Below are 11,807 nucleotides of genomic sequence, written 5' to 3'. Positions count from 1 at the left end.
GAGAAAGTGCCATACATATTTATATTTATTCAAATCCTAAAAACATCAAGATCATGGATTCAAAAAAGAAGCTTGGGAATGAGTTTTATCAAAATTTGGGGAAACTTTTCTATGCCGTGGCCATGGCAGACCACAGTATCCACGTAAAAGAAATAGACCGATTAAAAGAAGTGGTGCGCGATCATTGGTTAAAGGTAGACGACATTGAGGATGAATATGGGACCGATGCCGCTTTTCAGATAGAGAGCGTTTTTGATTGGTTTTTGGAATATGGAAAGGACGGTGAGGAAATCTTCGAGGAGTTTGCAGCATTTTATACCGAACATAAAATCCTGTTCCCAGACCATGTGAAACAACTCATCATGTCCACATCAAGGGCCATAACCTCAGCCTTCGCCGGCAGCAATAAATCCGAGCTTATACTATTGGGTAGAATTGAGCTATTGTTCCGGATCTGATCAAAGTTTTAGGGTAAGCACGGGCAACTTGGCATGGTTGGAAACATTTTCGGCCGTACTGCCTGCCAAGAAATGGGCAATCCCTTTTCTCCCATGGGTTGGAATGACCAACAGGTCTATGTTGTGCTCAACACAAAAATTAAAAATGCCCTTTTCAACACTATAGTGGTTATAAACCCGAATGGGAATCTCCTCTCCCAGTTTATGGGTGAAGTATTTAATTTTCTTTTCAATATCGGAATACCCCATATAATTGGCTCCCAGGGTATTCACATAAAAAGTTTCCAATTTGGCCGAAAACAGTTGGGCAAATGCAACAGCTTTGGTATATGCTGGAATATTCTCCACGTCTAGATCACAGGCAAAAGCCATTTTTTTGATGTTGAAATCCTTATGCGGTTGTTTGATCACCAAAACCGGGACTTTTGAGGTTCGGATTACCTTTTCTGTATTGGAACCGACAAAAAGCTTGCTCAAACCACTGGCTCCGTGGGAACCCATTACAATGAGGTCACAATTATGCTCTTGGGCCACATGATCCACTTCACTGAATATTTTATAATTCTGGATGATGGCGTCCACAGAAATGTTTTCAAGAAATTCTTTCTTTGTAAACTCTTTTATTCTCTCCCTGGCCAAGTTCATATAATATTTTGCTTCTTTCAATTCCTCTTCTTCAGATTTGGCCAGGACGGATTCCGACAATCCCAACATGTGCAAAATAATGATTCCCGCTCCGTGTTTCTTCGCAATCTGTGAGGCAACTTCCAAGGCATAGGCTGAATGTTCAGAAAAATCGACTGGTACCAATATGTTTTTCATGATGCTCATATCTGCTGTTAAATGAACTTGACTTTTCCAAGGAAATGAAAAAGTGGACTCCAAAGTTTTGACTCCAGAAGCCATGATTGTTTTGTTTAGGATTTTACACCAAATGTAGAAGCTGCAAACAACTTTTTCCATGACGTAAATCATTTCAAAACCCTTTTGTAGGAACGACCTTTATATAGGAATCTAAAATTTTAAGTCATGAAAACACTGTTCGCAGTACTAATAGCCTTTTTCTCTTTAGGGATTTATGCCCAACTTCCAAAAGATTTGGATTTTGTATCTCCCTTCAATGAAGGGTTAGCTGCTGTACAAAAAGGAAATGAGTGGGCATTTATAAATGATATGGGCCATATCGTCATTGATTTTAGGGATGACCTCTATTGGAACAAAGATACCGCCGAGACCTATGATGATGTTAGATCGGTCCACTATCCCAAATTCTCCAATGGTCTTTGCATTGTTCAAAAAATGGTCGACGAAATCCCCGTTTTTGGATTCATCAACACTGACGGAAGTTTGGTCATTGACCATCAATTCTTAAATGTACGTCCCTTTGAAAATGGGATGACAACAGGCATCATTTTTGAAAAAGTCCTCAGGGGTAAAAACGAATTCAATCTTGATATTTATGAATATAAGTTCCATGAAGTATTGATGGATATAGATGGAAACATTCTTGAATTTTTGAACCGCCGATACAACATTCAAATGACCAAAAGGCGTTATACAATGCCCCTTATTTTATCCAAAATGCTCAATGATAAATTGATAGCTGTAAAAAAGGACAAAAACTGGGAAATCAAGAAACTGGATCTCTAATCAGAAAGTATTGAAAACTGCTCAAGGGCTTCCAAGGCCTCACAACCATAGACCACTGCCGGTCCACCACCCATAAGAACGGCCACCCCAATGGTCTCTACAATTTCATTGGAGGTTGCGCCTGACTCAAGGGCATCATGCACATGGAAAGCAATGCATCCATCACATCTCACGGTAATGGCTATGCCCAAAGCAATCAGTTCCTTGGTTTTCTTATTGAGCATTCCATCTGCAATACCAGATATATGAAGTTGTTCAAAAGCTCCCATTGTATTGGGAATTTTACTTCCCAATTGCTCCATCAACCCGATGAGCTCGTGATATTTTTTTGGATGATCCTTTAACATGGCAAATTGTTTTTAGGTTACGTTTTCTTATCAAAGCTATCGTTAAGCATTGTGTTGTGTAATGACGCAAATCATTTATTGGGAACTGCCTGTAAACTACCTTGTTGTATTAAATAGTGTGTCATGAAAAAGTTTGTTTTTTATCCCGTTTTGTTTCTTGCCTTATTGGGGTTTCAGGCCTGTGGCCCTGTAATCGTATCCCACAGATTGGCAGACCCTCCGCCACCATGGTTTTACCCTCACCGAGTTGAAACGGTACGCTATATTTTCTTTCCTGAGTTGACCATTTATTATGATCTATCCACAAGAACCTATTTGTATTTGGATAGTGGTGTTTGGGTACGGCGAAATGCCCTTCCTTCGCATTATCGCTCCTACAATTTGAATCGTTCGCGTTATGAACGCATCCGGAATTATTATGACGATGACATTCAACGTTATCACCAGCAGAACAATATAAATAGAGGCCGTAGCAACAGAACTGTACAACGAAGGAACAACTAGACCATCAATCGAGGGGGAAGACAATGATCATTGTCATAAAAAACAATGGGGATTGGTGCTACCTTTAATTGAAAGTAAAACCCTTTTGTGATGCTTAATTCTGAAAAAATAGGAAACGAATTCTATCAAAACCTTGGCATGCTTTTTTATGCAGTGGCCATGGTTGACAACTATGTGAGACCTGCCGAAGTTGAACGACTGCGGAAGTATGTTCGGCAATATTGGTTGGATCTGGATGGGTTTGAGGACGAGTTTCATACCGATGCGGCCTATCAGATAGAAATTGTCTTTGATTGGTTGGAAGGTGAAGAGAAAGACGGAGAAGAATATTTTAATGAATTTAAGGAATTTTATAAAGACCATCCTGAAAAGTTCTCACCAAAAGTGAAGGCCTTGATCTTAGAAACCGCAGAGAGCATCGCTTATTCCTTTGCTGGAAAAAACAAGTCGGAGATGTTGATTATCTTTAGATTGAAACAGCTCTTTAACCATTGATATGTTTTTACCGGATTTTATCGACCACACCAACCTAAAGCCCACCGCACTTCCATCGGATATTAAAACGCTCTGTGAAGAGGCCATAACCCATGGTTTTTATGCCGTTTGTGTCAATGGGTGCCATGTATCGTTGGCGAAAAAAGAACTTGAGAATACGAAGGTAAAAGTTGCAGCCGTGATAGGTTTTCCTTTGGGGGCCATGTCCACCAATGCAAAGGTGTTCGAGGCCAAAAACTGCATGGAAAACGGGGCGGACGAAATAGACATGGTCATTAATTTGGGATGGTTAAAATCCAATCACGATGATTGGGTTCGCAGCGAAATCAAGTCCATAAAACAGGATATCGGAGATACCATTTTAAAAGTGATTCTGGAAACCTGTTACCTTACCACCAAAGAAAAAGAAAAAGCCTGTGCCTTGGCCGTTGAAGCTGGTGCCGATTTTGTAAAAACCTCAACAGGCTTTGGAAGTGCCGGGGCCGCTTTTGAGGATGTGATTTTAATGAAAAGAGTTGTTGGGGACAAAGCAAAAATCAAAGCCTCAGGAGGAATAAAAGACAAAGAGACTGCCCTAAAATACATTGAACTGGGCGTATCTAGAATAGGTACCTCATCCGGTCCATCATTGTTGAACTAAGTCATACCCATGAGCATACACATTGAAGCCAAAAAAGGAGAAATTGCTGAAACGGTCTTGATGCCAGGAGACCCTTTGCGGGCCAAATGGATTGCAGAAACTTTTTTGGAAAATCCCTTCTGCTATAACAAAATTCGTGGCATGTTGGGCTATACAGGAACCTACAAAGGAATGAGGATTTCCGTTCAAGGAAGTGGTATGGGCATGCCCTCTTCCATGATCTATTTTCATGAACTCATCAAAGATTATGGCGTTCAGAACATCATCCGGGTGGGATCCGCGGGATCCTATCAAGAAGATGTAAAATTAAACGATGTGGTGTTGGCCATGGCCGCATCCACAACTTCTGGAATGAACAATTCAAGATTCATCAATTCCGATTATTCACCTACGGCCAATTTTGAACTCTTCCAGAAAGCAGTGGATTATGCGCAACAACAAAACATTCCCATAAAAGCCGGCAATATACTCTCCTCCGATGAATTTTATGTGGATGATCCCGAAGAATATAAGCTCTGGGCCCAATACGGTATTTTATGCGTGGAAATGGAAACTGCCGGATTGTACACCATTGCATCTAAATATAATGTGCGTGCCCTTACTATTTTGACCATCTCGGATTCCTTGGTCACCGGAGAGCGGCTTTCCGCCCACGAACGGGAAACTTCCTTTACCAATATGGTGGAAATTGCATTGGCGGCGTCCCTACCCCAGTGAAAATTATTTGAAGCGCTTCATCGCTGGCCTATTATATTTTCCCGTTTTAACTGCTCAACTATTCTGGCCACATAATCATCCACTGTTGTAGTGATCTGTTGGGGATCCACAATATCAAAAGAGCCTACCCAGACCAAAGACCGGTCCTCTCCCCCAACCAAATTATAAATTGCGGTCTCAACATGGTACACTTTGTAGTTTGAATAATATTCAGGGGTATAATAAATACCTTGATAGGTGTACCAATATCGACCAAAGTGATATCTTCTGTATCCCACATCATAATAACTGGAACGGTAATCCATCTCATTATCCACTCCCTTGACCGCGGATATCACCACCGCATCAAACCCTTCATCAACCAACTTATGGGTCATTCCCTCAATTTCTTCCATATTTCTTTGGGTATCGGTAAATTCTTGATCGATGACACCATTACTAACATACGCATTTATGCCATTTTGAATAAATGCCAAACGAAGCTCATCTTCAAAAATCTTGCGGGCCGTCAAATTACTGGTCATTCCAACCACTAAAAGCTTTTCGGGGTTGAAGGAAGTAATCTCTTTATTTTTCCAACTATCCACAAATCGGGTACTGGAGCAGGAAGCCAACAGCCATGCAGCCAATACGACAACTATTTTTTTCATAACAACTTCTTTTAATGAAATACACACGGGTTACTTAACTATTTCGATACAATGTATTGTACAATCCCTGTATAGGAAATGACCTTCATCATTCTAGGAAAGTGGGTTTATCTGATCGGCATCATTTTAGGGGAATTGCTTCTCGCATATCTTAGTTAGAATTATGACCATTGGAATAATGGACATCATCAATAATAGTTTAAAATCAATATGCCATGAAAATGAAACTTATCCTTTTAGCTGTTGCTGCCATTCTGGGAAGCTGCAAGCAAAAAACAGAAAAACCAAAATCCAATCAGGTGAATCAAGAGCCTACACCTACCTATTCATTGCCAAAGGAAATGAAAGAAATTGCCCAATTTGCGGATCTAAGCTTGACGGATTCAACTGATGTAGACACTGTATTAAATTTTAAAGCAATAGATTCAGTTGGGATTTTGGCCGAAATTTCTATGGAGGAAGCACTTTTGCTCTACAAAACAACCATTGAATCCAACAAGGACGTTGCACTGCCCATTTTTGAATCTAAAGGCACACAAAACAGTTTGCTCATTGTTTCTGAAAAGGGGTTTGGTGGAAAAATTTGGGGAAAAGTATTGGTAGACAGGTCAACTACTGAAATAACAAAGGTTGAATTTGGCCATAAAGCCGAATCTGATGAGTACGGTGCTGATGGAATCACCCTGCCCTCTTTTGAAGGCCAATTCATTGGGACCAAGATAAATTGGACGGAAAATACTTTTGGCCTTGATCAAAGTGGTAAAACACTCATTAAGGGCAACACAACGATTGATGGGATTTCCGGTGCCACTGTAACCAGTCAGGCGGTATTAAGGATGATGAATGAAGGGCTACAAAAATATAGTCACTATCTGAATTGATGTTAACCACGTAAACTTTCAGCAAATAACATCCAAATCATTTTAAAATTTCAACAATTGGAGCTCCTGTTCAAGTGGCAGGCCTGCAATACCTGATTGGCCTTGCTACCATCTCTGTAGATGGTAATGCCTTTGAGTCCATACTCCCATGCCGTTCTATAGATTTCCGAGATAGTTTCCTCGTCAGTATCCTCTCGTAAATTGACCGTTTTTGAGACTGCATTGTCCGTATACTTCTGAAATGCCCTTTGGTGCTTCAAATGGTATTTCCAAGGAATCTGCAAACTGGTTTCAAATACTCTTTTCACTTCTTTTGGAATAATTTCCAACTGTTGAATCGTACCCGTTCTGAGCACTTCATCCTTCAGTTCATCGTTCCACAACCCCAGCATTTTCATTTTATAAACAAAAACAGGGTTAATCTCCAACTGTGTCTGGTTCTCCAAGATTCCCACTCGTTTGTAGGCCAGTGCATATAGGGGCTCAATGGAATATGACGTATTGGCAATGACCGAAATGCTACCTGTTGGTGCAATACTGTTGCATGTGGCATTCCTCATGAGTCTATCAGGATAGTGGATGCTCTCCGTCCAACTGGGAAACACCCCTCTTTCCTCCGCAAGATGTTGTGAAGTTTGATAGCTTTTAGACTTAATAAACTGCATCAACCTTTCACCTAGTTCAATAGCCTCATCAGAAGCATAAGGGATATTTAACAAAGCCAACATTTCGGCCCAGCCCATAACCCCCAGCCCTATTTTCCTGTTCCTTTTTGTTTCTGTTTCTACTTTGGGGAGCAAGTAATGGTTAACAGAAATTACATTGTCCAAAAAACGGATGGCCACCTCAATGGTCTCTTCCAGCAAATCCCAGTCCACCTTCCATACGTCGTTTTCGGAAATCAACATTTTGGATAGATTAAGAGACCCCAGGTTGCAGCTTTCATATTCAAAGAGGGGTACCTCTCCACAGGGATTTGTACTCTGTATCTTCCTTTTTGGAATTGGATTATGTTTATTGATGGTATTTAGGAAGATGAGCCCGGGATCACCGGTTTTCCATGTTTGTGAAACGATTAGGTTCCATATATTTTTTGCCTTGATGGTCTTGGCAATCGTTTTGGTCCTAGGATTGATTAAAGGCCAACTACCATTAACCTGTACAGCCTCCATAAAATCATCCGTTATCCCAACAGATAGATTAAAGTTTTGAAGTTTAGTTCCTTCGGACTTAGCAAGAATAAATTCTTCAATATCCGGATGGTTCGCATTCAAGATTCCCATATTGGCACCTCTTCTTTTTCCTCCTTGCCTTACATGTTCCGTTGCTGTATCATAAATCTTGATGAATGCCATAGGTCCCGAAGAAACTCCTCCAGATGATGCAATTCTATCCCCATGAGGCCGAAGCTTGGAAAAATTATATCCTGTACCACCCCCACTCTGGTGAATCATGGCAGTGTCCTTCAATGTTGTAAAGATGCTAACCAAGCTGTCCTCTACGGGCAAAACAAAGCATGCACTCAGTTGTCCATTGGGCAATCCTGCGTTCATTAAAGTGGGTGAATTGGGCAAAAAGAGCAGATTGGCCATTACCCTGTAAAACTTATCTTCCCATTCGCCATTCTGTCGTGCCTCAGCACCTGCCACATTTTTGGCCACCCGCTTGAACAATTGTTGTGGGTTTTCCAAAACCTTTCCTTGAGCATCTTTTAAAAAATATCTCGCACTGAGTAATTGTTGGGCATTGGCGGTAAGTTTCAATCCGCTGTGAAAAGATTTACCCATTCCTTTTTCGCTTGCTTCACCTTTTTCCAGTAAGTCCATACTACTAAGGTTTTGTGCCAACCTTAAAAATACAACTCCATGATAGGAAGGGTAATGACTTACATCAGTATTGAGGTCATGATACTTGCAAGCAGAAAATAAAAAAACAGGAAGTCTTGAGACTTCCTGTTTCCGTGATGTTCCGAAAAGTATTCTTTATATAATCTTATCCATATTCCACTTCAGTTATAAAATAGTCTAGGGACACTCTATATGAAAGTCCAGAACATTTCACTATGGTCCAAACCTTCATTGGATATTTGGACCAATTCGTTATGAAAACTGGGGCAACTGAATGCCCCAGTTTTTTAAGAAGGTCTTTGATCAGCATCTTATCTTCAAATGCAATTTTCAATACTTATCCTGTATCGGATACGACTCAAAATCGCAATGCGAAAAAAGCTTTTCACAACCTTCTCTAAGACTGAATTTTGGTAGCCGAAGGTTTCCAAAATGTCAATCGTATGCTTTCAAGGAACTGATAATAGTGCAAGTTAATATGCTTTGGGCAAACAAATAATGATTTAAATCAGTTTTACAAGATTTTTTTAACCCTTCAGTTAAAAGCAAAATTGACATAAATCATTGTAAATGAATATAATACACAATACATTGAATCGTCTTGGGCAAAATGGTATTGTCCACGGATTCACTGAATTAATAATTAAAAATTTGTGCCATGAAAAAAGTATTCCTTGGTCTATTTTTGATGGGACTGACCATTCCGTCGTATTCCCAAATCATTAAAACTGAAGAGCTTTCAGAGGTAATTGTCTACGCTACCAACTACAAGTATCTCAGCAATGCAAACTCGCAAGAGGTTACGTCAATTCCAGTTACTGCATTGGAACGAAAAGTTGCGGCGTATGACATCAAGAACTCCGACATCTACATGGATGAGTATGATTATTATGAAGTGGCCTTCTACATCCCCGAAGGGAAAATTTTGGCTGCTTATGACAAAGACGGCAAGATTATTAGAACTGCCGAAAAATTCAAGGATATCAACCTCCCTGTTACCGTTAAGGAAGCCATATTGGAAAGATTTCCTGAATGGACCATTACCAAAGATATTTATTTGGTAACCTACCATGAAGACAAGGGCATCAACAAAAAGTACAAACTTAAGTTGGTCAACGGTGACAAAGTATTACGGGTAAAATTGGATGCTGGAGGAAACTTCCTGTAGTCTTTGCAAAACAATAACCTAAAAGGCGCAAACAATGTCAGTATTAAAAGTAATTGAAATCCTGGGAAACTCAACGGTGAGTTTTGAGGATGCCGTCCAGAACATTATCACGGAAGCATCAAAAACCGTGAGAGAGATCAAATCTGTCTATATCAAAGACATGCAAGTAACTGTGGATAAGAATAAAATTTCCCAATATCGTGTAAATGCGAAGGTCTCCTTCGCTATCTCTGAGGAGATGGATAATTAACCATTTTGGGCGCATTCTTTTTAGTTTGGAATGCGCCCCGATTTTTTTTCTGTGAATAAGCCCTATTATTTCTAATTGAGATTTCGCGATTCCTAAAAACACCGTATAAACACTTCATCCATTAATAAATCAAAGTGTGGCAAGGCCCTCTCTTTGTAATATCCCTACGACAAAGTTGTTTCTGGAACTGAACCTACCACTTCCGCTACCGTATGAAAAAATAACAATATCTGTGGCACCTTCTGAAATGCTGAGATTATCTTGCAGCACCAATCCATCCAACCTGATTGTCACGGAATATTTTTCTGTAGTTAGCGACATCATGCTACAACTGCTTTTCCATTACCTTTCTTCTGTACAAAGAGTAACATAATTCCTCCATAAGCAATGGCCAATACCACAACGGAAAGCAAAAACCCGAGGAAAGGCACCAATGTCAACAATCGTAGAACCATTGCAATGGCAAGAGAAAGGAATAAAACGCCCCAAAAACCCATGGAACCTTTGTTCACCAAATTCCAATAATGCGAAGCAATGGATGCGGCAACCAAATGTCCAAAAAAGATGCTGAACAAGTAGAATGACAATAAAAACAATCCAATGGGAATACCAATAATTAAGGCAAATGTAAGCCCTATCACTAATGGAAACCCAATAATGTAAATCAGTCCATACCCAAATCCTTTCCAAAAATTACCTTCCAAGCTGTCAGCAGCTCTTTTAAAATATTTTCTAAAGGCCAAGTGCAATACCAACAATACCAAGAATGCAGATAGCACATAAAAAATCCAGAAACCCAATGATGCAATTCCAAGTGCTTTCCAAGAAAATTCTTCGCGTTCTTTCATTAAGTCCTCATTGAAATTTGCAGTAGACCCGATCAATGCATTGCCAAAATCGATTTCCCCAGACTCTGTCCAGTAGTCCACATCTCCATAAAATTGGGCTCTGTCCCCTATCGTAACCTCATCGGCCACAATTTTGGATTTTCCATGTATTAGCCCATCAATACTGATATCTCCTCCGTAGACTTCCAAACCCTGACCAACCGAACCATTAAAATCCAAGTCCCCGCCATAGGCTTTTATCATACCGTCTACATCACCTTCCACAGTAATTTTTCCTGAGAAATTCACCAGATTTCCATGTATTTTGGCATTGTCCGTAACAAATACCTCTCCACCAAAAACAATGACATCGTCAGCCACGTCATTTGAAATGGTCAATTTTCCGGCCATGGCCCTGACATCATCCCCAATGGGTCCCATAATGAATACATCGCCCCCAGCCACCAAAAGGTCTTGTTGTAAGCTATCACGAACCCTGATTTCACTTCCGGCCACCACAAAATCACCATTGATTTTGGATTCCATGTTAATGATTTCGCCTGCTGCATAGAAATCATCATCCTGATTTTCTACAATGGTAATGGTTTCATCTGCCTTGAATTGCCCCCATAAGAACAATGGTGCAAAAACTGCCAAATAGACTAGTTGTGTTTTCATGAGTTTATTCTTTAGAATTCACCTTAAAGTTCCTGATAATGAGCTGTTAATGAAATGACCTGCATCAGTACAATGCTTTAATTATTCAATTGACGATTATCATTTCAGCAACAAACAACAGCTCTTACATTTACTATCATTCAATTAAAATCTTAACCCAATGAAAATTCTTATCGTTTACGCCACAAGTGAAGGACAGACCCGAAAAATTTCCCGTTTTATGGAAGAGGTCCTACAAGCAAAGAACCATAGCGTAGTGATTGCCGATGCCACCGAAGACCCACCATCTCCAGAAAAATTTGATGCTGTGCTAATTGGGAGTTCCATCCACATCCAGAAGTACCATTCCTCCATCAAGGATTACATCATGAAAAATCTGGATGAACTCAATATTAAGCATTCCGCTTTCTTTTCGGTTTCCATGGCCATAGCATCAGATATCGAAGAAGAACATAAGGAAGTGGAGAAAATAGCTCAGCACTTTTTGGACCAAACCGGATGGAAACCCAATGAAACCCATCATATTGCGGGTGCACTTAAATACACCCAATACGACTACTTTAAAAAGCTTATCATGCGTATGATTGCCAAAAAAGAAGGTGGGTCCACAGATACGTCCAAAGACCATGAGTACACCGATTGGGATGCGGTACGGTCTTTTGTCTTGGATTTTGCAAAATAAAGATGGTTTCCAT

Annotated in this window: 16 protein-coding genes; 10 read left to right on the top strand and 6 right to left on the bottom strand. The window is 40.1% G+C overall.

Translation table 11 applies throughout. The features are described from left to right. Positions 1-53 precede the first annotated feature (53 nt). Complete coding sequence (locus FG28_RS14295) at positions 54-458, top strand: hypothetical protein (RefSeq protein ID WP_036386683.1); 405 nt, start codon at positions 54-56, stop codon at positions 456-458. Here the strand turns inward: FG28_RS14295 and FG28_RS14290 are convergent, their stop codons facing one another. Then, positions 459-1,364 (bottom strand): universal stress protein, encoded by a 906-nt coding sequence (locus FG28_RS14290; protein ID WP_231562635.1) that lies wholly within the window; start codon positions 1,362-1,364, stop codon positions 459-461. Positions 1,365-1,487: 123 nt separating this feature from the next. Here FG28_RS14290 and FG28_RS14285 point away from each other — a divergent pair, with 123 nt between their 5' ends. Beyond that, positions 1,488-2,108, top strand: a complete 621-nt coding sequence (locus FG28_RS14285) for a WG repeat-containing protein (protein ID WP_036383884.1) — start codon at positions 1,488-1,490, stop codon at positions 2,106-2,108. Here FG28_RS14285 and FG28_RS14280 read toward each other — a convergent pair. Then, on the bottom strand, positions 2,105-2,455 hold the full coding sequence (locus FG28_RS14280; RefSeq protein WP_036383881.1) for a carboxymuconolactone decarboxylase family protein: 351 nt from the start codon (positions 2,453-2,455) through the stop codon (positions 2,105-2,107). The two genes, FG28_RS14285 and FG28_RS14280, sit on opposite strands and share 4 nt — an antisense overlap. 123 nt (positions 2,456-2,578) lie before the next feature. Between FG28_RS14280 and FG28_RS14275 the strand changes: the two genes are divergently transcribed. The 4 genes from FG28_RS14275 (at position 2,579) to deoD (ending at position 4,811) form a co-directional block, all read left to right on the top strand. Next, on the top strand, positions 2,579-2,959 hold the full coding sequence (locus FG28_RS14275) for a hypothetical protein (RefSeq protein WP_036383878.1): 381 nt from the start codon (positions 2,579-2,581) through the stop codon (positions 2,957-2,959). A 90-nt stretch (positions 2,960-3,049) separates the two neighbouring features. Continuing rightward, positions 3,050-3,454: a hypothetical protein gene (locus FG28_RS14270; protein WP_036383876.1), complete on the top strand. Its 405-nt coding sequence runs from the start codon at positions 3,050-3,052 to the stop codon at positions 3,452-3,454. 1 nt (position 3,455) lies between these two features. Further along, positions 3,456-4,094, top strand: coding sequence for a deoxyribose-phosphate aldolase (deoC, locus tag FG28_RS14265; RefSeq protein ID WP_036383874.1), 639 nt, complete (start codon positions 3,456-3,458; stop codon positions 4,092-4,094). A 9-nt stretch (positions 4,095-4,103) separates the two neighbouring features. Further along, a complete protein-coding gene (deoD, locus tag FG28_RS14260; protein ID WP_036383872.1) occupies positions 4,104-4,811 on the top strand; it encodes a purine-nucleoside phosphorylase in 708 nt (235 codons plus the stop codon). A gap of 17 nt (positions 4,812-4,828) precedes the next feature. On the opposite strand, the gene FG28_RS14255 is transcribed toward deoD, so the two are convergent. Beyond that, entirely contained in the window at positions 4,829-5,461 is a 633-nt protein-coding gene (locus FG28_RS14255; protein ID WP_036383870.1) for a hypothetical protein, read from the bottom strand. A 215-nt stretch (positions 5,462-5,676) separates the two neighbouring features. Here FG28_RS14255 and FG28_RS14250 point away from each other — a divergent pair, with 215 nt between their 5' ends. After that, complete coding sequence (locus FG28_RS14250; protein ID WP_036383867.1) at positions 5,677-6,342, top strand: FMN-binding protein; 666 nt, start codon at positions 5,677-5,679, stop codon at positions 6,340-6,342. A 50-nt stretch (positions 6,343-6,392) separates the two neighbouring features. Here the strand turns inward: FG28_RS14250 and FG28_RS14245 are convergent, their stop codons facing one another. Next, positions 6,393-8,168 carry an adenosylcobalamin-dependent ribonucleoside-diphosphate reductase gene (locus FG28_RS14245; protein ID WP_231562634.1) on the bottom strand — a complete coding sequence of 592 codons (1,776 nt, stop codon included), beginning with the start codon at positions 8,166-8,168 and terminating at the stop codon, positions 6,393-6,395. A gap of 679 nt (positions 8,169-8,847) precedes the next feature. Here FG28_RS14245 and FG28_RS14235 point away from each other — a divergent pair. Continuing rightward, positions 8,848-9,357 carry a nicotinate-nucleotide adenylyltransferase gene (locus tag FG28_RS14235; RefSeq protein WP_036383863.1) on the top strand — a complete coding sequence of 170 codons (510 nt, stop codon included), beginning with the start codon at positions 8,848-8,850 and terminating at the stop codon, positions 9,355-9,357. A 34-nt stretch (positions 9,358-9,391) separates the two neighbouring features. Continuing rightward, positions 9,392-9,607 carry a dodecin family protein gene (locus FG28_RS14230; protein WP_036383861.1) on the top strand — a complete coding sequence of 72 codons (216 nt, stop codon included), beginning with the start codon at positions 9,392-9,394 and terminating at the stop codon, positions 9,605-9,607. 129 nt (positions 9,608-9,736) lie between these two features. Here FG28_RS14230 and FG28_RS14225 read toward each other — a convergent pair whose 3' ends face one another. Beyond that, positions 9,737-9,931 (bottom strand): hypothetical protein, encoded by a 195-nt coding sequence (locus FG28_RS14225; protein WP_036383859.1) that lies wholly within the window; start codon positions 9,929-9,931, stop codon positions 9,737-9,739. Next, on the bottom strand, positions 9,928-11,112 hold the full coding sequence (locus FG28_RS14220) for a hypothetical protein (RefSeq protein WP_036383856.1): 1,185 nt from the start codon (positions 11,110-11,112) through the stop codon (positions 9,928-9,930). The genes FG28_RS14225 and FG28_RS14220 overlap by 4 nt, the downstream gene beginning before the upstream one ends. A 160-nt stretch (positions 11,113-11,272) precedes the next feature. On the opposite strand from FG28_RS14220, the gene FG28_RS14215 reads away from it, so the two are divergent. Beyond that, on the top strand, positions 11,273-11,794 hold the full coding sequence (locus FG28_RS14215; RefSeq protein ID WP_036383853.1) for a flavodoxin domain-containing protein: 522 nt from the start codon (positions 11,273-11,275) through the stop codon (positions 11,792-11,794). The last annotated feature ends 13 nt before the right edge of the window (positions 11,795-11,807 follow it).

This window comes from Muricauda sp. MAR_2010_75 (assembly GCF_000745185.1).
Lineage (GTDB): Bacteria > Bacteroidota > Bacteroidia > Flavobacteriales > Flavobacteriaceae > Flagellimonas.
The sequence above is the reverse complement of the archived record's forward strand: the minus strand, read 5'-3'. Positions and strand labels throughout refer to the sequence as shown.